A 25718-nucleotide genomic window follows, 5' to 3' on the forward strand; every position below is an offset into this window, starting at 1 on the left:
GCTCCTGAGGGTTGATGGGCTCGCACGATTGGGGACAGTCGGTCTCGGATCAGTGCTTGGCACCGAAGATTAGCTGCGCCTGCTCCAGTAGTTTGTCGAGTCGACGCTGATCGGCGCGCGCCAGCGGTCGGCGCACATGCAGCTCGAGATCCGGGTGAAGCACGATGCGCTCCCAGGTGCTACGCGGCTGGTGGCGCGGACTGGTCGGCATGGTAGACGGGGCGGAACTTGTTGGTGCGGCCCCAGACTCCGACCCACTCGCCAAGACCTGGCGCACATACTCGGAGGCCGTCGCCGGCGCGCGATCTTCGGTGCGCGTCGGTGCCGTCAGTGCGGCAGCGACAGCCGCGTCATCGAGCGCTTCCAATTGGGTGCGGATCGCCGCCAGCGGCAGATGCGCCTCCTGCAAGCGCCGGATCAGGCGCAACCGGTCGCAATGCCCCGGGCCATAACTCGCCGCCGGACCGCGCCCTGAAGGGGGCGGCAGCAATCCTTCCGCCAAGTAGTAGCGGATGGTGCGCACGTTGATGCCGGTGTCCCGACTGAGGGTGTTGATGTCGAGTCCGTCGTCCATGGCTTGAGTTTACATCGAACAGTGTTGCTGTCAAGTTAAGACAGCAGACCGTTCGAGTCAGGGTTCGCAGCCGGACTTTCGCAGCAGCCAATTTTCAGGCTGCACTTACCCCCGGATCAAGGCTGTGTATACAATTCAGAACCTTGGATATCGTTGTCGAACCAGCCATCATTGCAAAGCATGGTATGTCGCTGCCGCTGGCAAGCAGTTCTGACTGGAATACCTTGCTCAATCACTGTTCTTGCCATGATGCGCTTCTGATCAGTCGATTCGATTGATTGAACGCTAACAGGAACCTCAAGGATGCTTCTACCTTATGTTACAGCGCTGCGTCTGGGAAAAATCCCCTGGATTACCCTCACTGTCGTGGTTCTCTGTACCTTCATCTACTGGAAGCAAGCGCACAACGAGGCGCTGATCAACGCGTATACGCAGGCGTATTGCAGAGACAATACGGACCTTTTACGCGCCATTCTGTTAGAGGACTACGACGAGACCGCGGTCAGCGGTTGCCAAGAGGTTCTGCCTATCATCCATTCCCAGCCAGATCCCGAGGCGTTTTTCGAGCGCTTGCTGGATTCACCCGATTTGCTGGAGGGCGTCAGCCAGGCGACGCTCGTGGACTGGCTAAAGCGACTGTATCAGGACTTTCTCCAATCCGGACCACCGTGGAGCCTTGATGCGTCCTTGATGTACGACCCCTTGGGTTGGAACCCATTGAGGGTCGTTACTTCCTCTCTTGCACATGCGGACTGGGCTCATCTGATCTTCAACATGATCTTCTTCATCGCCTTCGCGCCGGCGCTGGAACTGCTGGTGGGAGGCAAATTCCGGTACCTCGCCATTTTGGTGGCAACGGCCTTTGCCGCGAGTTTTGCCTATTCGATCACCGTTGTGCTCGGCGCGGAGCCGCTCCCGACGCTCGGCTTCTCCGGCGTGGTAATGGGCATGATCGGCCTATCGGCCTTTCTGATGCCCAAGGCGCGCATCAAGACGTTTTACTGGGTGGGCGTTGCGTTCGGGCACTTCTACATCCCGGCTTGGATACTGGCGCTGTGGTTTATCGGCTGGGATGCCTGGCGTGTGCTTTCATCGGCTGACGTCGGCAATGTCAACGTCATCGCCCATGTTGCCGGTGGAGTTGCCGGCTATCTTATCGGGTTTTACTTCTTAAAAGATCAACGCGCCTTGAACCAAGATGACCTCGACGAGGAGGTGTGGTATCAGCGGTTGAAGCGACAGGACGGGTTCGGCGGGCTCAGTTCTTACCGCAAGCGCCCGGAGACCTATGCCAACGAGGAGCGGTTATTGCAGGCCAAGCGGGATTACCAGTCCTTTATCGACCGCCTGCTGCGTGCCGTGCGGGTGCGGAAAAACAGCGAGGCAGTGCTGATTCTGCTCGAATATTTTGAGCTCTACGCGAAGAACCCCGAGGCCTACGAGGACATCTTTCAGGACATGAAGGATTACGGCAACTGTCGCGCCGTGCACTGCGCCGGACGCTTGGTGATTTTCCTCTACCTGCGTCAGGGCAAGATCGCAGCGGCGTTCCGGGTGCTGGAGGAGTGCTTGCAATTGTCAGAGCATTTCTCACTCGGCAGCGTCGATGATGCCGCCGAGCTATTCCGCCACGCGCTGGCCTGCCGGAAACCCGAGGTTGCCAAGCAGATCGTGCGCAACGCACCTGGCAAATACGGTCAAGCCCATGCGCTGAGCTTGCGCAGGATGGCGCGCGACGCGGTCCGAGCACAGTGAATCAGCCGGCTTGTGTGATTGTTAATCAGGACGCCTCCGCCGAGACGCGACTGCTAAATCTGCACCCCTGATCTCATGGTGATACTCTTTTGACAAAATTGGAGGTAGCAATGTCCAACACACTGACCATCGAACTGCCGGTCGCGGGGCTGCCCTCGGCGGCAGAATTGCCGGCGAACTTCGCTGACGAAGTGCGTTTCCTGATCGCCACTAACCTGTTTGAGCAAGACCGTATTTCCTCCGGAAAAGCCGGTCGTCTGTGTGGTATGGGGCGGGTTGAATTCTTGCTCGCTGCCAGTCGGTCCGACGTTCCGGTGGTCGATCTGCGCGGCGATGAACTGGCCGAAGAGTTTTCTTGATGCTCACCGAACGCGAAGTCAGGCACCCTGCATGGCGATTATCGACGAAAAGCGTGGTCGTCGGATCGCTCAGTCGATCTACGGATTACCGGTGAAAGGAACGGCCGGTCTCCTGGTCGACGCGCATCGGCTCGGTTTACTGATGGATCTGCGTGATACCTTGCTTGCGCTGAAAGGAGCCGGCTACTTCCTCTCCGATCAGGTGATTGAAGCCGCTTGCACTGCCGCCCAAGGCCATGGATAGCCCGCCTGCGCACCAGATCCCTATCAGTCACGGCCCCGACGCGCCGATCCCAGGCCTGTCACAACCGACTCCCAACCCACAAGCGCGCGATTGCCAGCCTTCCCTTCGTGATAGCTGCGTCCCGATGCATCGGCCGGCAATCCGGCCCAAATCTTGGATAGCCGAGACGCGAAGGTTTCATCCGACAAGCGTCCTGACTGCCAGGCTCCCAAACCCGCATCCGCGGCCAGCACCAGCGCCATGCGATCCTGAAGCGCTGGACTGAAGCGTTCCTGACCGCTCAGGCCCATCCGATCAATCAGACCCTCCAGCGTGTCATCGAGGATCTGATAGCGTCCAACGGGCGACCCACCGCGCTCCGCGACAAGCTGTTGCTGCACCTGCTGGACCTGTTCCAGGGTCATATCGGTCAAGCGCAACTGCTGTTGGCCAGCATCGCCAAAGAGCGCGTTGTAGTTGCCGCGCGATTCCGGACGGGCGATCACATCGAGCACCGCGCCGGCGGAACCGCCGGAGACGTTCGGGTGGATCAGACCAGCCGGCGCGGTCCCTGGCAGCCCGCCGGGCGCTAGCGACTCAGTTTTTTTTTGAGCCTCGGCGGCATCGGCTTCCGCACGGTTGTAGGCCATGACCTCGGTCAGCTTGCTGTTGTCGAGGCTGTTGGCAGCCTGAGTCAACTGATGGGCAATGGCCGGTCCCAGATCCGGACCATGCTCGGCCACCAGGCGCTCGCGCAGTGCCTGCTGCTCGGGGGAGGCGAAGCGCAGCGCCTGACCCATGGCGGAGTTGCCCAATAGCCCGTTATCCACCTGGTTGCGGTAGAAGTCCTCCTGCGTGCCGGTCAGGGCGTTCTCGGGCAGGCTTTGCAGCTGATAGGACGCCAGCCCATCAATGGCATCACCGTAACGCTCGCGCGCTTGCGCGACAGCGCCGGACCAGCCCTCGCCCTGTTGTAAACCTCTGAGCAAGCCATTGAAGGCCGCCACGGCGCGATCACCCTGGACAATACCCCGCTGCAGCAGATTGCCGATGCCACCGGCGAGTTGGTCCGTGGTGGCCTCGGCTGGCGAGCGATGGCTGTTGGCCTCGCCGAGAATCTGGCGTTCCCAGTAGTCTGAGCGTTGCTCGGCCAGCGATGCCTCGCGTTGCGCCTGTGACTGCATCAGGCGCTGTTGGGCGTCCTGATGGAAGCGGTTGACAGCATCCCCGCCACCCAGCGCCGCATTGCCGAGGAAGTTCTCGGCCAGTCGCCCGTCGAGTCCGGCCACTTGCGCGCGCGGATCAGGCAGCCCGGCGCCGAGCACCTGATCACGGGTACTGCCAAAGACACCAGCCGCGCCGTGCAGCCCCGCGCCATTGGCCGGATTGGCCCCCGTTCCACCCGGACCTTGGAACGCATCACCTAGAATCGAGAAGGCCGTCTCGCGTGCCTGCAAGCGCTCCTCGCCACTCAATGCCCGGTCTGGCTTGGCATAACCGGCCAGCAAGTGCATGGCTGCCGCCGCGCGCGCCTGCTCGGGATTGGCGAAGACGCCCATGGCGCTATACCAGTCGCTCACCCGCTGATGATCGCCGGTCAGGCCCAGGCGGTCGATGGCGCTGTAGGCTTGACCGGCAAGCGCCGGGTTGCCGGCCAGACGCTGCCCGACTTCGGCCGCGCCATAACTGCCGGAGGCGGCGGCCGATTGTGACAATCGCTCGGCCCGCTGATGCGAACGGCTGTCTTGCACTACATCGGCCGCGCTCTGCTGAAGCTGGGCGCTGTCCTGCGTGCTGAGTCCCTGGGTGAAGACGCTGCGCAGGCCCTGCTGCGCGTCGGCGCTGACGGACGACGCCAGGCTGGACTGGAAGCCAGTGTCGCTGGTCACGCGCGTGGCGATGTCATCGGCGACCCGCTCGGCCATCTGGTCGCTGACCTGGTATTGATCGCGCAGTTCTCCGGACAACTGCCCGGATATGGCTGAGCCTGAGCGCCCGCCTCCGGCCAGTCCGACACCGGTTGCTAGCATGCCGGTCATCTGATTTGCCGACAATCCGGTCTGGGCATATTGCTGCGACAGACTGCTACCGGTGCTGAAAAGCGTCTTATCGGTCTCGCTGGCGCTGGCCGAATAATCAAAGCCCAGCGCCCGCTGCGAGAAGGATTCCCGATTGTGCGCCGCCGACATGGAAGCCGTCTGTCCGAGGCTGGACAGGAACTGCCGGGAGGACTGCTGCAAGGCTTGCTCGGTCACCGCCGTCTCGCGACTGGCCTGGGTGCCAAGATCGAAACGCGGGAGAATCGATTCAGCTCCAGTCGCAACCGTCCCCGCATAGGGAGTGTTTTGATACCCCGAGCTGATCGCCAGCGCCGGTGCTGTTGAGCTGACGCTGGGCGAGAGCCCCTTTTCGTCGATATGATCGCTGCCTCTGAGCCGTCCGGCCAAATGGGTTGCGGTCACCGCGCTGCCGTAGATCAGCATGAGCGCAATGGCTGGAGTGGCCGCTGCCAGCATGCCGCCGGTGGCGAGCCAGTCCTGCAAGATCAAATCCAACTGCATCAGCCCATAGAAGGAAAAGGGCTCCAACTGGGCGACGTTCGACAGCGCATCCAGATCCCGTCCGGCGGCCATCATCAGGTAGAGATTCGTTACCGCAAGAACGGGCAGCCACAGCTGCGTCCAGAGTGCGAACATCAGCCACTTGCCGGTCAGACTGATGCCCATGGGTCCCAGGGCGACCGCAAAGCCCATCAGCGGGGCGACCGCGTAGATGAAGCCCTCGAAGAAGGTCATCATCGGGCGCACGATATTCATGAACAGCGCCTGTTCAGCGGCCCACTGGGCGTTGCGCTGGGCGATGGCCTGCTGCACTGAAGTGGCGGCCGCCCATTGCAGGCGATTTTCATGAGTCAGAACGATGCCCTTTTCCAGCCAGCCCAAGGCCGCCGACATCAGCACATAGTCCTGCGCATCGCGCCCGGCACCGGCCAGGGCATCGACGGCGTTTTGCAGTTTGGACTCGACATCGGCGGTATTGGCCACCCCGAAGCGCGCCTGCAGGGTGTCTTTGACAGCAGGCAGGAACTCGGCGGGCAAGAAGGCACTGATCCGCGCCCAGGCCTGATCGCAGCGCAGCGTCTGAGGCACACCGCCCTCGTAATACAGGGTGGTGAAGGCGACGTTGCTGCTCGCCAGCGCGGTGGTCACATCCGGCGCGGTCAGAATGTCATCCAGGGTGCGGCGCTGGGTATCGACATCGGCGAGCACGCAATCGGCGACATAGTTGACCAGCGAGCCTTCGACATCGGTGCCGGACACCGGGGCATTGGCCGCGCCCAGCGATGCGCGGGATAGGGTGGCTTTTCTCACCCCCGCCAGCGTCTGCAAGGCATCGGCAAAGCCCTGACCGGTCATCGCCGGCGTGGAGAAGGCCTGCTCCATCAGCCGGGTCACGCCATAGCCGACATTGGACATGGCCGCCCCGACCGCCGCTGGTCCGATTGGGACATTGTCGACCACCCGGACCGAGCCGGTGTAAGCATCCTCCACGGTCACCGACACCGAGGTGCCGAAGGCCAGGAGATAGATCAGCATGGCAATGAACAGGCGCCCGAAGTACAGGGTGTTGTTGACCAGGCCCTGGAACATCCCAAGAATGATGCCGATCACCAGTCCCACCGCGACCAGTTGGCGGAAATCGCCCGTCCCGGTCATGGCGGCGACGGCATTGAGGATTTGGGTCAGAAAGGCGGCATCGCCAATGGAGTAGATCTCGAACATCGGCTCAGCCCTCCGGGGTCAGGCGGCCGCCGCCGGCTTGTTCGACGCTCCAGTAGGGTGTCGATTTGGCCGCTTGCAGCAGGTCCATGTAATAGGCAAGTTGTTCCTGCGCGGTGCCGTATTGGGCGCTGACCACCTCGTACTCGGCTCTGAGGTCCGCGCGGGACTCGGCGATCTGTTCTCTGAGCAGACCGGCATAGGCGTTGTCCGCGACCACCGTCGCCAGGCTGACCGCACGGGCCATGTCGTGGAGCAGCTCCTGCACCAGCTCGATGGCAATCACCGGCGCGGCGCGCTCGGCGAAGAGCATGGCGGTGCCCTCGTCGATGCGCGCCAGATTGGCCACAGCACCGCCGAGGCCATTGGGGGCGACCTGCATGAAGGCTTTCTCGTCGGCGGTGAAGTCGCTGGTGCCGAAGCGGAACTTGGCGATGAGTCCGGGTGAACTCGCATCGCCGATCAGCAGGGTGCGCACCCGTTCGATCATGCCGGTGAGGGTCAGCGCTTGGACGGTGGGTGAGAGACAGTCATCGGCATCGCGACTGGGCGCGCAGCGATAGACCTGGACTTCGCGGTTATCCGAGGTGCCGTGCAGCAGATCGCGCAGAGACAAGACGGCTGGCAGCGGGGTGACACGGTTGTTACTGCCCTGCCCGTCCGGACTCGGTTCTGGCGGTCCGACGATGACGCTGCCGGTAACAGACATCAGGCTTTCGAGCAGGCTGTCGTCGCCTGCATCGAACCAGCCGCTGACGGCGCCGTCTTTCAAGGCCCGCCAGACCAGGTTGCCCTGGAGTTCCTCGCGGGCATAGTCCGGGTCGCTGTTCTGTACCTGGGTGATGGGGTCTTCACCGGTCACGGTGGACCAGGTCTCGAAGACATCGCCCAATCCTCTAACCAACGAGGCTTCGGAGTGCTTGATCTTCTGCTGGGTGTCGAAGGCATCGACCACATCGTTGACCACGCCCTGCCCCAGCTGACAGGAGTTGGCGAACAGGCTATTGAGCGCCTGAATCTTCTTCTGCAACGAGTCCATCACCTGCCCGCAGTTCTGGCACATGGAGTCCAAGGCCAGCTTGAAGGCGTAGCTGCCGGCATTGGCGGCGATGGCGCGAAACAACTCGGTCAGCTGCTCGCGGGAGATATAGCTGAAGCCACCCGCGACCAGATCGATGCCGCCGCAGCCTGCCTCGAAGCTTGGGGGGATGATGTGAACGGGGTTGACGGTCATCACCCGGTTGCGGGCATAGACCGACCCACCGGAGAGCACGCCCCGGCGCTGACCCATGTGGGCGGTGGGGTCGGTGACATTGACCAGGCTGTCGAACATGGCATCCAGCTCGGACGATAGATCGGCCTGCGCCATGCCGGGCAAGCCGGCGCTGAGGGTGAGGGATAAACCGAGGACGGGCGCAACGCGCATTAGTGACCTCCGAGGCGATGATGCGTGGGGGATGGAATCAGGGGTTCAGTGACCGGGGGATTGGGTATCGCGCGGCGCTGACCGCGCAGGTGCTCAAGCAGCCGTTCGGGGTCTTCGGCCAGGTCTGGATCGCTGAACGTGCTCGTGTCCAGGCGCAGGGCGGTCACCCGCGCGCGGCTGCGTTCCAGCCAGCGCGGATCGATCCAGCCGGCATCGGCGGCGGTCTGGACGATGCGCTGCTGCAACTCGGCCAGCGACAGCACGCCTTGGGACAAAGGCTTGATGCCATCGGGCGGACGGACCAGGAAGAGCGCCGGGGTGGAGACCACACCAAGCGCGCGGGCCTGACCGCTGTCGGTGCGGAAGTCGGGAAAGAACCCGCTGGGCAAGGGTCGGCCATCCAGGGAGATGGCCTGCACGTCGAAGCCGTAGCGGTTGGCCAGCAGCTCAAGCAGCGGGGCCTGGGCTTCGCAGTAGGGGCAATCGGAGCGGTACAGGAACCAAAGGCCGGCGACCTGGGCGGTTTTGGTCAGCGCCTGGTCGCGTTGGTTCGCCGCTTCCCGATTGACCAGGTTGGCGGCGAAAGTCGCGAGTGGCCGGCGGGTGGTCTCGTCGAGGAAAGGGTCGGACCAGACGGCGCGCTGGCTCGCCTCGGCAAAGCGCTCGGCTTTGTCGATGGCCAGGCGTTGCAGGTAAAGATAGAGGGAGACGTTCTGCGGCGAGGGATCGTCGATGGCAACATCCCGGTAGCGCTCGAGGTTCGCGCGCAGCCAAGCGGCGGAGAGTGGCGCTGGGCCGGCGGGACGGCTTGGCGTCTTGGGCGTGAGCGGTTGCTCGGCGACCTTGTCGGTTTCCGGCGGTGGGGGCGGATCAGGTGGCGGTTCCGATTCCTCCTCGGGTTCAGGCTCGGGTTCGGGCGGTTGTTCGGCATACCAGAACCAGCCCTCAGCACCACGCTCGTAGAAGCGCGGCGAGGTGGGCTCAGTCTGGGCATGGACGGTGGTGCCAAGGACGAGGGTGCCTGACAGCATGAGCAGGGGGATCGGGATGGTGTTCATGCCACCATCCTGATCGCTGCGAGTTGTCAGAGCGACCTTGAAACCTCAGGCGGATGGGCGTCTTTCGCGCTGGCGAGTGCAAGTCGAACTGGATCTAGCCGGCTTCAATTAGCGTCTAGTCCAACCAAACACCCCTTCAGGTTAGCCGTGATCGGTTAGGCACTAAGTGAGCTACGCTAAAGTATTGTTTCAAAAGCCTTAGATCCCAAGCAGAATATTATTTTTGATTTTAATCAATAGCTTAAAATGGATGCTGCGCGCAGCTTAACCGATTTTACTTGACGCGCTAACGATTACAACCTAAGCTTAGTGAGTAGAAATATACGCAGACGAACCGACTAGAGAGAAACAAAATGGCTTGTCAATTTGCAGTTCCGTCAAGTAATCACTATTCCGCACTCTTCGGTGCGTTGAAAGAAACGGAAGCCCAATTAGCCGCTGCGATCTGCATCGGTCAATGCCAAGGATGTATGTGTAACTGCCGTTGCAGTTGCAGCGGTGGGGCTCTCAGTGATCTCGCATGGGATGACTAACATGGAATCAATGATCGCAAATCCGACGGATACTCACTATTACCAGATTTACGGCGAATTAGCTTTAGCAGGACACGAAACAACTATGCCAAGATGTGCATGTGTTGCTTGCAATAGCTGCACCTGCGCGTGCTCATGCAGAGCCGGCGAACAACAGGTTTGGGAATGGCCGGACTGCTGAAGTGTTGACCTCTCGGAGGGGATGCCATCCATCTGAGCGAGAATAACTTTCGAGGGGTTTACACCCACGATGGGAAAAGCCCGAGCGCACTGATGACCACCACTTCCGTTCATCCAGTGGCCACCCTATTTTTATTTTACCTGCAGTAAGATTACCCATAGCCATCAGACGCTTCTTAATACTGCACCCGACCACATCGGCTTAGACAGCATCGACACTGGGGTTGTTAAGGCCCGAATCGAAGGCGTTGAGCACCTTTTTCCAATGACCGTTGATGGCCTGAGCGACCTTTGTCATCGACTCTAGGCAAAACGATGAGAGCAGTCACCCTCGAATCCAGCCGCTTTTCCGGCCTGCTCGTTTGAGTCGAGACGGAACGGAAGATATCTTGTACCGCATCATTGATGACCTAGGACTGCTGATCTCGCGTTTCAGCATTTGCAGGTCAAACAGTTGCGCACTCTCGCGGTTGCTCTGCTGGTATTTTTTCTCCTAGGGTTGCTGACAATCTCCGCCTCGTTCCGAATACAGTCAGGCATGCCCTTCTTATCCAAACTAGTTTACTAGAATCTAACAGATTCGCATTACGGCTATGCCACCTCCCATTGTTTTAAAAGACGTCTATTTCATTGACTCCAATCGCCACCGAAGTGCGAAAACCACCAAATTCTTTGCCTCGTCGCGATTGCTCTTTTTCGACTAATTAACTTTTGTTGCCTCTCGCAACTTCAACCGGCAGACACTGAATTGTCACTTCGTTGGAGCGGCATTTGCTTAGGAGACTCTCCGACTTCCAAATTCAGCGCTCTTTACTAGCTATTGTTATTAATGATGCGTTTCTGCAACAACGCTAAAACATTTCTTTTAATCATCTCAAAACAATGGGTTAAGCAGTTCCAAAAAGCAAGTCGGACAGCCTCCTAGGCAGCGTAGTTGCTTCACCATCCAGCGTTCTCAGCTTGTATGTTCGCTACCACCCTCATATTTGGCGTTTAATAACCTCCTCGAGTCCACTCATTTAGCATGAACATCGCTGAAAATATTCCTACACATCTTTTCTTCTCCAAATATGCTCACAAACTAGAGCGGAACGGGATATTTGCATATTTCCATGCATTGCGAATGAAGCCCGTATTCATAAGCGCTGAAATGGAATCAACTATAGAGATGATACGATTATCCAAGGATGCTCGGAATGTCATAGCATCGATAACTAACCCCTCTTATCAAGAATCCGTGGTCTCCGCTATCAGCGCTCTTATCGAAAACAAAGTAATTACTAAAAACCCTGATGTCGACAAAAAAGTGATTACTCATTTCCGTTCTTCAATCCCTCCCGCGTACACACAGATTGCATACTTTATCCTGACCGAAAACTGTAATTTTGGATGTTCATATTGCTTCGTGAAAAGAGATGGAGAGACAAGATCTGGTGCTAGAGTTATGAGCCCAGAAACAGCTATCAAGGGATTAGAGCTATTCTGCAAACTAGTAGCAATGGACAAGGGCCGTTTTGAAGAGGAGAAAAATATAATTTTTTACGGTGGGGAACCCCTTTTAAACATAACTGTACTTCAAATCATTAGCAAGAAAGTCCGTGAGTACAAATCGTGCGGAAAGCTCCCTCAAGATACACGTTTATCAATTGTCACCAATGGCTCCTTACTCACCGAAGATAACATAGATCTTCTTAGTAGCAATAATGTCGCAATAGGAATCTCTCTTGATGGCGACGAATGCGCCACAAACTCTTGCAGGGCTTATACAGGTGGCGGACCGGTGTATCATGACATCATCAAAGGAATTGAACGATGCAAGGCGAAAAATATACCCTTCAGCCTCTCGGTAACCCTAACTGAACAAAGCGTCAAGAATTTTAATTCCACTCTCAGCGAGTTAAAGCAAATTGGTAGTAATGCACTAGGCTTCAATATTCTATTGACAGATGAACAATTTCGGGTTTTCGAAGGATACAACGAAGCAGCCGCAGATTGCATCCTTACAGGCTTCGAGGAATTCAGGAGGAATGGTGTATACGAAGACAGAATGATGCGCAAATTGAAGTCATTTGCCGAATCGAGGGTTTATCTTTTTGACTGCGGAGCTGCAGGCGCAAGCCAAATTGTTGTTGCACCGGACGGCGATCTTGGTATATGCCACGGCTTTCTTGGGAGCCGGGAAAATTTCCCTACAAATGTTGATAACATGGATTTCGATCCTTCGACTGACCCCACTTTTTTAGAGTGGAGGAAACGAACGCCCCTGAATATGCCAGATTGCGAAAATTGTATGGCTCTTGGTATCTGCGGAGGAGGTTGCCCACTGAATGCGCTCAAGAATACGGGGAGCATTTGGGGGTTAGATGAACGGTTTTGTGTCCACTCAATAAAAACACTCCAATGGCTTGTCTGGGATCTATTCGCGCAAGTTACTAAATCCGGCAACTGATTACCTGTTACGCAACTAGTACCCTGTTTCTTGCGCAATCAATTTTTCCATTATTGAGCTTCCCTTTGATACGAAGTTAGACTTTTCTCCAAGATATGTCACATTGCCTCCATAGATTCCGCTACCTGGCCCTAGTTCTATTAGATAAGAGCAATAGCTCAACGCAAAGGGGTTGTGCTCTGATATGAATACTGATGACCCATCTTCAACCGCAGCGTACAGTACGCGGATGATACCTTGTATATTTTGTTTGTCTAATCCACGAAAAGGCTCATCCATCAGGATTATTCGTTTCCTTTTTTTCTCAAGCAGTTTTGCGGAGAATTTGACCCGTTGAGCCTCACCGCCAGACAACGTTGAAGTACTCTGAAAAAGCGTCAAATATCCTAGCCCGACATTTGAAGCAAGATTTAATGCTTTTAAGATTAAAATATTTTTCTTTGGGACCATTAATAGAATATCATTAATATGCAAGCTTAAGAATTCATAAATATCAAGCCCATTCCACCTTTTTTTTAAAGCAAATTCGGAGAAACGGCGCCCGCCGCAAGCCGGACAGAGCAATGGTTCTGGAACGTACGAAGATATCTCTTCCAAAAAGCCTTTTCCAGAACATACTTCGCACTGCCCTTTCCCCTGAGATGAGTAGAAAAAGTTTTCACGAGAACCGCCTGTTTCGGCTGCGAATAGGCTAATTATCTCTTCAAAAATGCCGAGTGCTGTCCCAACTATCGAATAAGCATTTCCTCGTATAGCTGTCTGACTAAAATACTGCGTATTATCAAGATATCTTGGTAAAATATTCTTCATGAATGAAGTCTTCCCTGAACCCGAAACTCCACAAACCCCTACAACTGTACCTAAAGGAATGTTGCAATCTAGGTCATTAATATTGTTACTAGATGCTGATCCTATTTCAAACTCTGAAGTTGATTGAATGAATCTATAGGGCAATGTTTTTTTCGTAAAGCACTTCTTTTCTTCTGTGACGATTTGCCCTCCATTCCTGCCGCCTCCTGGCCCTAACCAAATGCAATTATCTGCTCTATCTCGTAGAAACTCGTTATGCTCAATTAATAATATGGTGTTGTTTTTCTTCTTTAGTTCGACAAGAACGTCTGAAATTATATTCCATTCGCTTGGGTGCAACCCAGAAGTCGGCTCGTCGAGAATGTAAATGAAATTTGTAAACTGTGAATTGAGTGATTTTGCCAATCGGAGTCTCTGTAACTCCCCGCCAGAGAGACTTGGTATCGAGCGATTTAGAGTTAAATAACCTAAATTTAACCTGACAAGCGATTCGAGGAATCGCTCTATATGTCGGAAGGGTCTTATCTCGACCGAAGAATTTTGCCAAGATGGTTTTCTAACTTTCAGCCAATCAAGTAGTTGGTCGATTTCTAAGCAATATAGTTCACCAATATTCTTACCATATAGCAAAAACGTAAGACTATATCTTGAAAACCTCTTCCCTGCACAGGTGGGACATGTTACCTCTTTTAGGTATTTCTTCTTGTACGTGCTCAGTTTTTTTTGTTCAATTTCTTCAATTATCTCTTGGATTGGACCACTGTACTTAGCTGTCTTTGTATGTTTTCTTCCATTTGACGAAAATGCAATACGGTACTTTGTGGCTGACTTACCATAAAGCAAAAGATCTTGATCTGTTTTATTAAGACTTTTAAATTGCAGTTCTAAATTTATGGAATTTTCAGCACAAAAGTATTCGAGTGACTTTTGGTAATACTCGCGACGCGAAGCTCTCCACGATCTAAACGGCATGTCTCTGAGTTTTTTAGAAAGTTCAACAACTGCAAAAACGTCGGGTGCAAGAACAACTCCCAGTCCTTTACACACATCACAAGCAAACCTAAGCGTGTTAAATTGAAAGTGAGACTGCGATACATTGTTTTTGAGCGAAAATAATTGCTTGAAATAGGTGTCTAAACCAAAATAAGTTGCGATTGTGGATCGAGGATTCCGGTTGTAATTTTCCTGCTGAAGGCAGACAGCAGGCAAAATGTTCTTATAGTCCTTTATCTCGTACCGAGATACACTGTCCCGCGTATCAAAAAGCTGAGAAAGCTCGTCCTCGCTTATTTTGTATATAGTATCTATTGCAATTGATGACTTTCCACTACCGCTCGGGCCTCCAATGAAAGTTATCTCGCCAGATCTTATTACTATATCTAGATTTCTAACGTTATTTGTAGTAATTCCTTTATATAAAATTTTCATTTATCAACCTTCTATGCTTTTGAGGATGGAGGATTCAGGGAACATATATCGGCTTCGTTAACATGGTAAGCGTCAACTCTCCACTCGAATGCGTACTCCTTAGGCTACTTGATTTCGACCATCACCTCGTTGCGCCGCAGAAACGGTAGGGAGAACGGTGAGTTGTAGCGCGCGTAGACGGGCGTGCCAATGGGCGTGAGCCCAGCAGCGCGAACCGCCTCAAGCAGCTTTCTTTCGTGCGCGCGATAGCGGCTTTCACCCCAGCCGCCCGAATAACGGAGCACAGCCATCAGTCGTTCCGGCTCTTGGCGCAGTTCAATGCGCGGGTCCGTGGGACGCGGAATGGTCTCGAGGGTGAAGCGACTGGGCATCACGAAGCTGATCCGGTAAGTGCCGGTCGCAGCATCATCCGCCTGTTGTTTGACCGGCGCGGTCATCGGGATGCGCGTCCCACCGCCCTTTGCCTCGGGCGCGACAGGAGCCTGACTCACGGGTGCGGTCATGGCGATTTTCTCAGCCGCTTGATTGTTGCCGAAGATGTAGTCGGCCAAACGACGAAAGGCATCGCCGCCGACATCGTCGAAGTCTCCGCTGACCTCGGTCTCGGCAAGCAGCTGGGGCGCGTAGCGGCGGAGTTCGAAATCCGGGCCTTCCCGGACCAGGGTATATGCCGGCTCCTCGGTGGCCATGACATGCCCTCCTATCAAAAGCCCTTGCAACAACGCCAGCCATATCAGTAAGCGGTTTGCTGTTTTCATTTGCGGTTTCCTCAAATCCGATCCGACGCCTTCACATCCCTTCCCGGGTGATGGGGGCAGCACGCAGTCCGGGCAAGCCGTGATCGCGCGCGAGGTCTACTTGCCGCCAAGCGTTTACGGGCAGCGACCCATGCCACCCCGCTGAAAAACAGCACCTTTCAGCGGAGCTTTCGCGGCTGCGCACTGGCCTCAATGCGGCAATACTCAAGGATCAAGGTAAAGGGACCGCAAGACAGTCCGACACCCTTGCCCATCACGATTTTCCTCGCTTGCCGGCACTTGTCGCCGCCAGCGTTTCAGACCGAAGACGCCATGAGTCTGGCCCTCGTTTGAGGGTTACCAACCGCGTCCGTTCCATCCCCCTTCCCAGGGTTTCCCTCTTCCCATCCATTCGGCTGAGGCGACTGCCTTGCAGACCGTCACCGGCCAGGAGTTTCCCATGTTCTCACGTCCGTGGCGGATTCCCCGCCGTTGGAAGGTGCTGTTCTGGCAGCTGAGCGACAGGCTACTCGGCGCGCGTGTCGCGCCATTGCCGCCGCCACAACCGCATCCTCTGGAGTCGCCGACCTGCCTGCGTCGGCGTTCATTTTCACCCCACCGTGGAGATTGATCATGCTGAACAAAGCCCAATTGATCGGCCATCTCGGGCGCGATCCCGAGGTCCGTCAAGCCAAGAACGGCCAAGGCGCTGTCGCCAACCTGACCCTGGCCACCAGCGAGCGCTGGAAGGACAAAACCGGCGAGACGCAGGAACGCACCGAGTGGCACCGCGTGGTGCTGTTTGGGCGCACGGCGGAAGTGGCCGGCGAGTACCTCAACAAGGGTGCGCTGGTCTATGTCGAAGGCCGCTTGCAGACCCGCCAATGGCAGGATGATGCCGGTCAGGACCGCTACACCACCGAGATCGTCACCGACAAGATGAAAATGCTTGGCGGCAAGAACGGTTCCGCTGGCAATAGCCAGAAAGCACCGACATCAAAGGCGAATTTCGACGATGACCTGCCGTTCTGATCCCGCTGACCAGCGCCCGATCCGTTTCGGCGCCACCCGCCGCTGGGCCTGCCGGGAGTTGTCCCTGATGGCTCAGCGTCTGCGCCTCCGTGCCAAACAGGTGGCGCCCGATGGCGGTCAGCCGGAGCGGCTGACCAGCCTCGCGCAACGACTTGAGCAGCTCGCGCGCTAAGCCGACTAGTCTTCTTTCCACCCACGGGGTACCAGTGACCCCGTGGGGCCTTGTGCCCCATTCATTGAGGAGGGCATCATGACCCGTTCGATGCAAGCTGTGCCAAAAGCCGACGCGCCGCGCATCCCGATGCCGGCGGTCGATCCGGCGCTGAATGTGACCCCCAGCACCTGGAAGGTGCTGACCGATTCCATTTTCCCGGCGGCCAAGACCGCCGAGGGCATTCTACTGGCGGTGCATTACTGCGCCGCCCGCAATCTGGACGTGATCAAGCGTCCGGTGCATGTGGTGCCCATGTGGTCGAAGGCACTTGGTCAAGAGATCGAGACCGTCTGGCCCGGCATTGCCGAGGTGCAGACCACGGCCGCGCGCACCGGGCAGTGGGCCGGGATTGATCCACCCCGCTTTGGGCCTGTGATCGAGCGGACCTTCAGCGGGCGCATCAAGCGCAACGGCGCCTGGCAGGAACTCGATTATTCCGTCAGCTTTCCCGAGTGGTGCGAGGTGACCGTCTATCGGCTTGTCGGCGGCCAGCGCTGTCCTTTCACCGAGCCGGTGTTCTGGCTGGAAGCCTACGCCCGTCAGGGCGGGGCCTACTCGGAGCTGCCAACGGAGATGTGGGTCAAACGCCCGCGCGGACAGTTGATGAAGTGCGCCAAGGCGGCCTCGTTGCGGGCGGCTTTTCCCGAGGAAGCCTCTTATACCGCCGAGGAGATGGAAGGCAAGGTGATCGAGGCAGATACCTCAATTCCCATTGCTGCGTCGCTGGATGCGACAGGGACTGTCCCCGCGAAGGCGGATACTGCGCCATCCGGGGTCGCTGAGGGAGCGTCGGACGCAGCGCCATCGAAAGCATCTGAAACACCAATGGACTCAGAGCCACCTGCCGAACCGATCACCCTCGATCCCAGCCTGCAAGCGCGGATCGATAAGGTGGTCGCCCGCGCGGCGGAAAAATCCGCCTGGAAGCAGGCCGAGCAGTATCTGCGCGCGCGCTGCAAGGGGGCTGAACTCAAGCAAGCGCTTAAGGCCCTCGATCAAGCCCAACAGACCGCCGAGCAGCGCTTGGCCGCCTGAGCTCAGCTGAACCGCAGCTTTTCATTCACCCCACGGGGCGTTCTGCCCCGAGGGGGCATGGCGCCCCGGTCTTTTTTTGACGGAGCTTTCCATGAAGAGTATCGATCTGGCCCAACGCACCCCCGAATGGCACCAGTGGCGTGCCCAGGGCATCACCGCCTCGGAATCAGCCATCATTCTCGGTCGCTCGCCCTACAAGACGCCCTGGCGCCTGTGGGCCGAACGCACCGGGTTGGCCAAGACCGCGGACTTGAGCAAGAACCCGCTGGTGCAGCGGGGCAACCGACTGGAAGATGCCGCCCGGCAGTGGTTCGAGCAGCGTTACGACACCCTGGTCTTGCCGGTCTGTGGGGAATCCGAGGAGGAGCCGCTGCTGCGTGCCTCTTTCGATGGACTGACCGATGCCGGCGAGCCGGTGGAGTTGAAGGTGCCCTCGGAACGCACCTTGCGCGATGTGGCGGAACATGGCCGCGCGGCCAGCGCCTTTCGGCTCTATGAGCCCCAGGTCCAACACCAGCTTTATGTCGCCGGGGCGGACAAGGGCTATCTGGTGTTCTATCAGGAAGACCAGGAACCCATCGTCTTCGAGATCGCCCGCGATGCGGCCTTGATCGAGGCCATAGTCTCCCAGGGCAAAGCCTTCTGGCAGGCGTTGGTCGAGGAACGTGAACCGGAGAAAGACCCGCAGCGGGATCTGTTCATTCCCAAGGGGCCGCAGGCCGACGATTGGGCGGTGCTGGCCGGGCGCTATAGCGCGCTCCAGCAGGAAGCCAAAACGGTCGAAGCTGAGTTAAAGCGCAAAAAAGCCGCGCTGGATGACATCCAGACCACCTTGGTCGCCATGATGGGCCATTCGCTTATTGCCGAGTCCGCCGGACTGCGGGTGACGCGCTTCTGCGCTAAAGGGTCGGTGGATTATGCGGCGCTGTTGCAGGTGCGCCTGCCAGAGTTGGGCGGTGACGCCATTGATGCCTTCCGCCGTCAATCCTCTGAACGGGTGCGGGTGACCGTGCAGGAGCATCCTCAGAAAGCGGTGATTCCGTTTAAGGCGAGAACCGCCCCAAACCCCATCGCCGATGACCACGGTCTCGCCGTGGCCACCAGTTTCTGGTTCTGATGCCGGCGTTGTTTCTCTCTTGACCCCAAGACCGTCCTGCCCTTGGGCAGGCGGTCGTCCCCAGCCTCGCGTGCGCGGCTGCGGACGACCGCATCGGTTTTCCCGTGCGCCTGTCGGAGCGCCTTAGAAGACCCGACCTTTCGTTAATCCAGGCCAATTGGCCTTGTTCATTCACCCTTGGGGGAGATCCTCCCCTGCAGGGGGCGGTCTCTCCCATGTCACACAGGAGAGACCCATGCCCACACCCCAACGCTTCGATGTCGCGACCACCTTTGGCGTCAAGGCTCCGAAGGGCTTGGAGATCGAAGGCTTCGCGGAAGAGGACCATCCCAAGGTTCCGTTGAAGCAGCCCTATGTCTTTCGCCAGGGGCTCAATGCCGTACTGGCCTTTTTGCGCGATGCCGGTGGCGATGCCTTGTTGCTGACCGGCCCGACCGGCGCGGGCAAGACCTCGCTGATCCGTCAGGTCGCCGCCCGGCTGTATTGGCCGGTGCAGGAGTTGACCTGCCATGGGCGCATGGAATTCGCTGATCTGCTCGGCGGTTTTCAATTGCTCCAGGGCGAGACCCGCTTCGTTCATGGCCCGCTGGCCCTCGCCGCGCGCGAGGGGCATCTGCTGATCCTGAACGAAATCGATCTGATGGACCCAGCCGAGTTGGCCGGGCTGAACGATATCGTCGAGGGCGCGCCCTTGGTTGTCGCCCAGAACGGCGGCGAGGTAATTCGCCCGCATCCGAAGTTCCGGGTGATCGCCACCGGCAACAGTGCCGGCGGCGGCGATCAGACCGGACTCTACCAGGGTGTGTTGCGCCAGAACCTGGCGTTCCTGGATCGCTTCCGGGTGCTGCAGGTGAGCTACCCCGACCCGGAGACCGAACATGCCGTGCTGGATGGGATCGTACCCGACCTTCCCACTGAGATCGCCCACAAGCTGGTCGTGGTGGCCAATGAGGTGCGGCGGCTGTTTCTCGGCGAGAGCGACGGTGCCAACCCCCAGGGCGGTGAGCTGACCCTGACGCTGTCCACTCGCACTCTAGTGCGTTGGGCACGGCTAACGGTGACCTTCAAGGGGGCGCCGAATCCGCTGGCCTATGCCTTGGATCAGGCGCTGACCGCGAGAGCGGCGGCGGAAGAACGCACGGCGATTCATCGCATCGCCGCCGATGTGCTGGGACCGCTGTGGAGCGGGCAGGTATGACGATGACGGATTCACCTTGGCAGCTGTTTCGCTATCACCAGGGCGATGGTTCGCGCAAAGACTGGGCCTATCGGCGCCTGGCCGATGGCGCGATGGAGATTGCCTGGGGGCGTTCGGGCCACATTGGCCAACAGCAGCACTATCGCGCGGACCAACGCGGTTTGATTGAGCAACGTGCCCGCGAGAAGGAGCGCAAAGGCTATGTCCCTTTGGGTCAGGCCGTCCTGCGTGGGCGCGTCTTTGAGATCGTCTCGACCCAGCGCGCCGCGTTGCAACACCAACCCGTTCCCGAGCCAAGACCGCAGCCTCGCGTCGATCTCTCATGGATCGCGCCGGGGCAGGAGAACCTCTGGTTCTGAACCATCCACGACGCGGATCGGCCTGGCCGGTCCGCGGGGAGACTTTGATGACAACTGACATGACCGAGACCCGAAACGACAACCGGTCCCTGGAGAATACCCTTCATCTGACCGATCAGACCACGCTCTTTCTGGTCGATTTTCACATCTGGTCGGGGCGCAAGAAACTGCGGGCTGAGGATCTGCGGCTTGGCACGGACTTGCCGCCTGACGAGCTGATTTCGCTTGGAAGCAAGAAGATTTGCAACCCGGATGCCTTGCGGGTGTTTCACCGCAACAAGAAGCGCATTGAGCGCAACCTGTTGGCGGTCGGCACGCGCTTTCTGGGCGGCTTTCTGGTGCCCAATGCGATGGCGTTGGACGCGCAGGCCATGGCCGAGGCTGTCACCCTGGAGACGCGCGCCGAAGCCGAGACCTTTCTCGCCGACTACGACCAGCACATCGATGCCTGGTGCGCGGCTTATCCCAGTTGGGAGCCAGCCATCCGCCAGGCGGTCGATCCGGTGGAGGTGGTACGCGGGCAATTCCGCTTTCGGGTGCAGGCGCTGCGGATTGAAACAGCGCCGCTGATCGCCACCGATACCTTGCACGAGGATGTCGCCGAGATCGGTGACACCATTTTCGCTGAGGTCGAGCAAATGGCCCGCGGGCTGGAACAGTCCTTTCTGGGCAAGCCGGAGTTGTCGCAACGGGCGCTCGGCACCTTCCGGCGCATTCACGACAAGCTCAATGCCTTGAGCTTTGTCGATGGACGGATTGATCCGGTGGTGCGCTCTATCGGGCAGTGGCTGAAGCGACTGCCCGGCTCGGGGCCGATCCAGGGCGGATTGTTCCTGGAGGGCTGGGCGCTGATGCGTCTGGTTGGCGAAGCCGAAGCCATGGCCCGCCATGGCGAAGGGCTGTTGGCGTTGGATGCGTTGATGCCTGAAGTGCCAGAGCCCCGGTCGGACGCGGACGTTGGCGATGCCGTCCAGCAAGAAGATGACGCGAACTCAGCGTCAACGGACGCGGAAGCTTTGCCCGAAGACCCAATGGACTTCGATGACCTGTTCGAGGAGAGGGAAGTGCCGGGTCCGATCGAGACATCACAGCCGCCGGTTCCGGCTGTGCCAGCGCAAGATTTCTGGTTTTGATCTGTTTCTGAGCTCGACTCAGCGCCGCGTCCATCTGGATCGACGACGCTGATTGGCGGATTTCTTTTTTTCACCCCTTGGGGCATTGCGCCCCCATGGGCGTGATGCCCCATCACCTATTGGAGCATCACCATGAGCCATGCCTTTCGCACCTTGCATCAGGCCATGCCGATTGTCGCCGCCGCCCTAGGGCGCAAGTTTGGCGTCCCGGTCGCGGTCGGCGGAGATGAGGCCTGCACTGATGGCAACAGCATTCAGGTGCCGGCCTTGCCGCCGCAATCTGAGCTGATTCCCGTTGCCTGGGGCTATCTGGCCCACGAGGCGGCGCATCTGCGCTTTACCGATTTTGACGCCTATCGCCAGGGGGCGTCCGGTTCGGATCCTTTGATCCGGAGCCTGCTGAACATTCTCGAGGATATCCGCATCGAGCGGGCCATCGCCGCGCCTTATCCCGGCACGCGCGAGAACTTGCAGGCAGTTTGCGACCATCTGAGCGGACGCGGCGCCTTGTCGCCGCCGATGCCAGATGCGCATCCAGCCCATGTCTTGACCAGCTATCTGCTGTTACATCTGCGGCATCGGATGCTGGCCACCGAGTCGCTGGCTGCTCCGGCACGTGAGGCGGAGCGGGTGCTGCGTCAGGTATTTCCTGCGCGCACCGTGCATCGGTTGCAGGGCTTGTTGGCCGAGGTCGGTCAGCTGGCCAGCACGGCAGATGCGGTCGATTTGGCGCAACGCATTCGCGCCTTGCTGGAGGAGGAGAAGCTGTCGGCGCGGGCGCCGTCATCCGGGTTCGGGGCCGATCAGCCTGATCAGCCGGGCCATGCTGGCCAAAACGCGCCTGGCACTGCGGGGACGAATATCCCGACATCGGATGGTGGTTCAACCGGAACACATCCGGACGCCAACGCACCAGATGCTCAGGGTTCAACAAACCCGACAGCTGGCCAATCAAGCCCAGGAAACGCGGCTGGGGATCATCCCTCTGGACAGGGACAGGGACAGGGACAAGGACAGAAACAGGGGACTGACGGGACGACATCGGTTGGTCCTGGCGGTGCGGCTTCTTCAACCAAGCCGGACTCGACGCATCTTCCAATGCTCAACTCGGACGCACCGGCTGACGTCGGAAAGACCCAAGCCGTCTCCCAGGCGCTGAACGCCAACGATGACGATCTGCCAGGCGATTTGTTCCAGCAGGTGCGTGAACTCCTGGACGCTGCCGGCCAGGGCGACAGCCCTTGTCTGCTGCCCCGTGCGGAGCCCTTTGATGGCGATCCGGCGCGTGGTTTGCGGTTGCTGGGTGTCGTGCAGGAAGAGTCGCGCCGGTTGCGGGCACGTTTGCAGGGACTGGTGCAGGCCTCACGGCTGGATCGACCACAGGCGTATCGCCATGGGCCGCGCTTGCTGCCCAAGCGCCTCTATCGCGCGGCGGTGGGCGATCCTCGGCTGTTCGCGCGGAAACGTGAACGGGTGGCGGTCGATACCGCGATTCACCTGCTGATCGACCTGTCTGGGTCGATGAACTCGCCAGTGCGTCGTCGCGACGGGTTGGTTGAACGGCGTGGGCAGATCGCGCAGTCCGCCGCTTTGGCCTTGGCCCTGGCACTGGACGGCATCCATGGGGTGTCGGTCGCGGTCAGCGCCTTTCCGGGCCTGTCCGGCGTGGAGGATCGCATCAGCGTGCTGGTTCGACATGGGCAGCGTCCGCGTGCCTGTGCCGGGGCCTTTTTGCAAGGGACTCGGGGCAGCACGCCGATGGCGGGTGCGTTGTGGTTCGCGGCGGCGGATTTGCTCGGCCGACCTGAGACGCGGCGCATTGTGCTGTTGCTGACCGACGGCAAGCCGAATCGCATGGATGAGACGCGGGAGATTCTGCGGCTTTGTTCCGCCGCTGGTTTGGAGACCGTCGGGCTTGGCATCGGCGTGGATGTCTCGGGGCTGTTCCCGGTGGCGTTGCGCGTCGATGAGGTGACGGCGCTGAGAACGGCGCTCTTTGGTGCGGCCGAGCGGTTGTTGCTGGCGGCCTGATTGCGCTGCCCTGCCCTTGTTCGCGACGGCGTCTGAAAAGGCGCCGTTGCGGGCGAGCTTTCGTGGTGTCTTCAAGGCACCCGTTCGTTCAGGCTAGTCGGATGCGCTGCGGTGCATCCGAGTGGCTTGGTTCAATCCTATCCACTTCAACCGATCCGGCCGCCTCGCGGCGGCCGGGCCTTTTCCGGTGTCGTTGGCCATGGTCACCAACGGCAGTGGAAAAGGCGGTTTTGCGGTGAGTCCTGATGCCAGGACTTGCTGTGACGGCGACCGAAGACGCGATGCGTCGCCAGCCCGATTGGGCTTTTCAACCGCGTCCGATGACACCGCCTTGGTGCGGACCTTTGTTCAACCCCTTGGGGAGATGCTCTCCCCACAGGGGCGATGTGTCTCCCCGTCACCTTGGGAGATACCGCCATGAGTATGAACCGTGACTTTTGGAATGACGTTGAGAAGTTTCTCGATACCGCGAGCGAGCGCCAACTGACGGCTGCCCAGCAGTCGGTGTTTGCATTGCTCGCTGAACCCGCCGATCGCGCGACCCACCGCGATATCAGGGCCGTCTATCGGCTGGTGCTCGATGAGATGCGCACCCGCGCGGCGCTGACTCGGCGCGCTGAGCCGATGACGCGCCAGGCTGTCTTGGCCTGAGTGCCTTTGTTGCCAACGCTGGCCCGGGCTTCTTGCCCGGCCAGCTGCCGTTTCTGTTTCTTTCCTATTCTGAGGAGCCCTGCATGAAGCTTCGCTTCAATACCTTCGACTGCCGGTTGCTGTGGTCGCGCTATGCCCAATCCCGCCGGCCGGCGCTGTTGCTGGTCAATGCCCGCTCGCCGGGTGATTTGATCGCTGTGGCGAGCGTGGAGCTGCCCGGCGTTGATCTGGATGCCAATGAGATCGCCATCAAGGACTTCGGTCCCAGTGCCGGGGCGCTCGATGCGCTGCGCGCGGCCTGGGTGATTTCCAAGCCGCTGCGCTTTGTCGAGGTCGGCGAACGCGCGATCCCGATCTGCAAGCTGTTGGTGGATGCCGAGACGGTTGTGCATTGAGCGAGCCTGATGGCTCGCCGTGCGGTGTCCTTTGTGCCTCTTGCACCGGTGTCTGGAATCTTCCAGCACCGGCGTGTGTTACTGGAGAACTTCGATGCGTTCAATTGAATCGGCGACTGTTCGCCAGGCGGTGCAAGGCGCCGGGTGGCTGACGATTCTGAACGAATTGGCTGGACCTGTGCTGGATGCGGCCTTGCAGCGACCGGGGCGACATGTGCCCTGCCCTGTTCATGGCGGACACCAGGGGGATGGCTTCCGGCTGTTCCCGGATGTGGATCGCTCCGGTGGTGGTATCTGCGCGACCTGCGGTCCTTATCCGGATGGCTTTGCCCTGCTTTGCTGGCTGTTTGGGTGGTCCTTTCCCGAGGCACTGAGCCGGGTGGCTGGGGTCTTGGGGCTGACGGGCGGAACATTGTCGCCATGGAGGCCGACCCTGATCGCTCGGCCACGGGTGCGCGTGAGCGCTTGCGAGCAGCATCCCAACCAGGCAAGGGCGCAGCTGCGTCGTTTGTGGAATGAAAGCCTCCCGCCTGGCCATCCTGGATCGGATGTCTTGCGGCGTTATCTGGTCCTGCGCGGACTTGGCGATGCTGACTTTGATCCACGGGTGATCCGGTTCCATCCGGAACTGCCTTATTGGAGCACCGCTGAGAAGGGCCGCCCTGTCTGTTTGGGCCGATTCCCGGCCATGCTGGCCTTGGTGTCCGCTGCGGATGGATCGGCCATGACGCTGCATCGGACCTACCTGCAATCTGACGGTTTGGCCAAAGCACCGGTGCCAGCGCCCAAGAAGCTGATGGCGTCCGGCCAGAACCGTTCGCTCGCTGGTTCGGCTGTGCGGTTGTGCCCTGTCGAATTGGGAACCAACCCGACACTTGGCCTGACCGAGGGCATCGAGACCGCACTGGCGGTGCGCGCCATGACCGGCATGCCGGTCTGGGCGGCGCTGTCAGCAACCCTGCTGGAACGCTTTGCGCCACCGCTTGGTCTGCGCCGGCTGGTGGTCTGGGCGGACAAGGATCGTTCGGGTGTCGGCGAACAGGTAGCACGGGCGCTTCAGCGACGGTTGAGTGCGTCGGTCGAGGTGCGCATTCGCTTGCCGCTCGTGCCAATTCCACCGCATGCCCGCGGCGTTGATTGGGCGGATGTCTGGCAACAGTCACTGCCGCAATCGCGCCTGGCGGCTTAGCGCCACTCCATTTTTCACCGGACTGTCAGCCGACAGTCCATTTTCACATCCCT

General features: G+C 58.9%; 23 protein-coding genes. 17 read left to right on the top strand and 6 right to left on the bottom strand.

The genetic code is table 11. The annotated features are described in order from the left end of the window. Positions 1-49 precede the first annotated feature (49 nt). The gene (locus tag Thiofri_RS15450) at positions 50-574 is read right to left on the bottom strand and encodes a MerR family transcriptional regulator (protein WP_009146801.1); all 525 of its coding nucleotides are present in this window, start codon (positions 572-574) and stop codon (positions 50-52) included. A 303-nt stretch (positions 575-877) separates the two neighbouring features. On the opposite strand from Thiofri_RS15450, the gene Thiofri_RS15455 reads away from it, so the two are divergent. The 3 genes from Thiofri_RS15455 (at position 878) to Thiofri_RS15465 (ending at position 2932) form a co-directional block, all read left to right on the top strand. Then, positions 878-2329 (top strand): rhomboid family protein, encoded by a 1452-nt coding sequence (locus Thiofri_RS15455; RefSeq protein WP_009146800.1) that lies wholly within the window; start codon positions 878-880, stop codon positions 2327-2329. Between the two features lie 110 nt (positions 2330-2439). Then, on the top strand, positions 2440-2688 hold the full coding sequence (locus tag Thiofri_RS15460; protein ID WP_009146799.1) for a UPF0175 family protein: 249 nt from the start codon (positions 2440-2442) through the stop codon (positions 2686-2688). A 31-nt stretch (positions 2689-2719) separates the two neighbouring features. After that, entirely contained in the window at positions 2720-2932 is a 213-nt protein-coding gene (locus Thiofri_RS15465) for a DUF3368 domain-containing protein (RefSeq protein ID WP_009146798.1), read from the top strand. A 23-nt stretch (positions 2933-2955) separates the two neighbouring features. On the opposite strand, the gene Thiofri_RS15470 is transcribed toward Thiofri_RS15465, so the two are convergent. Genes Thiofri_RS15470 through traF form a run of 3 tightly spaced genes read right to left on the bottom strand, consistent with a single transcriptional unit; the run spans position 2956 to position 9174 of the window. Then, positions 2956-6693 carry a conjugal transfer protein TraG N-terminal domain-containing protein gene (locus Thiofri_RS15470; RefSeq protein WP_009146797.1) on the bottom strand — a complete coding sequence of 1246 codons (3738 nt, stop codon included), beginning with the start codon at positions 6691-6693 and terminating at the stop codon, positions 2956-2958. A gap of 4 nt (positions 6694-6697) precedes the next feature. Beyond that, positions 6698-8116, bottom strand: coding sequence for a conjugal transfer protein TraH (locus Thiofri_RS15475; RefSeq protein ID WP_009146796.1), 1419 nt, complete (start codon positions 8114-8116; stop codon positions 6698-6700). Further along, positions 8116-9174, bottom strand: a complete 1059-nt coding sequence (traF, locus tag Thiofri_RS15480; protein WP_323705397.1) for a conjugal transfer protein TraF — start codon at positions 9172-9174, stop codon at positions 8116-8118. Before traF ends, Thiofri_RS15475 begins: the two co-directional genes overlap by 1 nt. Before the next feature lie 353 nt (positions 9175-9527). Here traF and Thiofri_RS24830 point away from each other — a divergent pair, with 353 nt between their 5' ends. The 3 genes from Thiofri_RS24830 to Thiofri_RS15485 all read left to right on the top strand — a co-directional run bounded on the left by Thiofri_RS24830 (position 9528) and on the right by Thiofri_RS15485 (position 12336). Next, positions 9528-9707, top strand: a complete 180-nt coding sequence (locus tag Thiofri_RS24830) for a FibroRumin family radical SAM-modified Cys-rich RiPP (protein ID WP_083848384.1) — start codon at positions 9528-9530, stop codon at positions 9705-9707. 85 nt (positions 9708-9792) lie between these two features. Further along, on the top strand, positions 9793-9888 hold the full coding sequence (locus Thiofri_RS24835) for a hypothetical protein (protein ID WP_407702946.1): 96 nt from the start codon (positions 9793-9795) through the stop codon (positions 9886-9888). 1023 nt (positions 9889-10911) lie between these two features. After that, positions 10912-12336: a FibroRumin system radical SAM peptide maturase gene (locus tag Thiofri_RS15485; RefSeq protein ID WP_009146793.1), complete on the top strand. Its 1425-nt coding sequence runs from the start codon at positions 10912-10914 to the stop codon at positions 12334-12336. Between the two features lie 15 nt (positions 12337-12351). Here Thiofri_RS15485 and Thiofri_RS15490 read toward each other — a convergent pair whose 3' ends face one another. Both Thiofri_RS15490 and Thiofri_RS15495 read right to left on the bottom strand, forming a co-directional pair. Then, on the bottom strand, positions 12352-14574 hold the full coding sequence (locus Thiofri_RS15490) for an ATP-binding cassette domain-containing protein (protein ID WP_009146792.1): 2223 nt from the start codon (positions 14572-14574) through the stop codon (positions 12352-12354). Positions 14575-14678: 104 nt separating this feature from the next. Then, positions 14679-15263, bottom strand: coding sequence for an SOUL family heme-binding protein (locus Thiofri_RS15495; RefSeq protein WP_009146791.1), 585 nt, complete (start codon positions 15261-15263; stop codon positions 14679-14681). A gap of 681 nt (positions 15264-15944) precedes the next feature. On the opposite strand from Thiofri_RS15495, the gene Thiofri_RS15500 reads away from it, so the two are divergent. From Thiofri_RS15500 to Thiofri_RS15550, 11 genes are all read left to right on the top strand, one after another. Next, entirely contained in the window at positions 15945-16343 is a 399-nt protein-coding gene (locus Thiofri_RS15500) for a single-stranded DNA-binding protein (RefSeq protein ID WP_009146789.1), read from the top strand. After that, positions 16327-16515 carry a hypothetical protein gene (locus tag Thiofri_RS15505; RefSeq protein ID WP_009146788.1) on the top strand — a complete coding sequence of 63 codons (189 nt, stop codon included), beginning with the start codon at positions 16327-16329 and terminating at the stop codon, positions 16513-16515. The genes Thiofri_RS15500 and Thiofri_RS15505 overlap by 17 nt, the downstream gene beginning before the upstream one ends. Positions 16516-16593: 78 nt before the next feature. Then, complete coding sequence (locus Thiofri_RS15510; RefSeq protein WP_323705400.1) at positions 16594-17592, top strand: recombinase RecT; 999 nt, start codon at positions 16594-16596, stop codon at positions 17590-17592. A 91-nt stretch (positions 17593-17683) separates the two neighbouring features. Further along, positions 17684-18709, top strand: coding sequence for a YqaJ viral recombinase family nuclease (locus Thiofri_RS15515; RefSeq protein ID WP_009146551.1), 1026 nt, complete (start codon positions 17684-17686; stop codon positions 18707-18709). Between the two features lie 235 nt (positions 18710-18944). Beyond that, entirely contained in the window at positions 18945-19907 is a 963-nt protein-coding gene (locus tag Thiofri_RS15520) for an AAA family ATPase (RefSeq protein WP_009146552.1), read from the top strand. 2 nt (positions 19908-19909) lie between these two features. Next, entirely contained in the window at positions 19910-20266 is a 357-nt protein-coding gene (locus tag Thiofri_RS15525; protein WP_051023700.1) for a hypothetical protein, read from the top strand. 47 nt (positions 20267-20313) lie between these two features. Further along, on the top strand, positions 20314-21399 hold the full coding sequence (locus Thiofri_RS15530; RefSeq protein WP_009146554.1) for a DUF3150 domain-containing protein: 1086 nt from the start codon (positions 20314-20316) through the stop codon (positions 21397-21399). Between the two features lie 132 nt (positions 21400-21531). Further along, a complete protein-coding gene (locus Thiofri_RS15535; protein WP_323705405.1) occupies positions 21532-23430 on the top strand; it encodes a VWA domain-containing protein in 1899 nt (632 codons plus the stop codon). A gap of 417 nt (positions 23431-23847) precedes the next feature. Next, positions 23848-24081 carry a hypothetical protein gene (locus Thiofri_RS15540; protein ID WP_009146557.1) on the top strand — a complete coding sequence of 78 codons (234 nt, stop codon included), beginning with the start codon at positions 23848-23850 and terminating at the stop codon, positions 24079-24081. 83 nt (positions 24082-24164) lie between these two features. Further along, positions 24165-24476 (top strand): hypothetical protein, encoded by a 312-nt coding sequence (locus tag Thiofri_RS15545; protein WP_009146558.1) that lies wholly within the window; start codon positions 24165-24167, stop codon positions 24474-24476. A 94-nt stretch (positions 24477-24570) separates the two neighbouring features. After that, on the top strand, positions 24571-25665 hold the full coding sequence (locus Thiofri_RS15550) for a DUF7146 domain-containing protein (RefSeq protein WP_009146559.1): 1095 nt from the start codon (positions 24571-24573) through the stop codon (positions 25663-25665). Positions 25666-25718 lie beyond the last annotated feature (53 nt).

The sequence above is a fragment of the Thiorhodovibrio frisius genome (genome assembly GCF_033954835.1).
Lineage (GTDB): Bacteria > Pseudomonadota > Gammaproteobacteria > Chromatiales > Chromatiaceae > Thiorhodovibrio > Thiorhodovibrio frisius.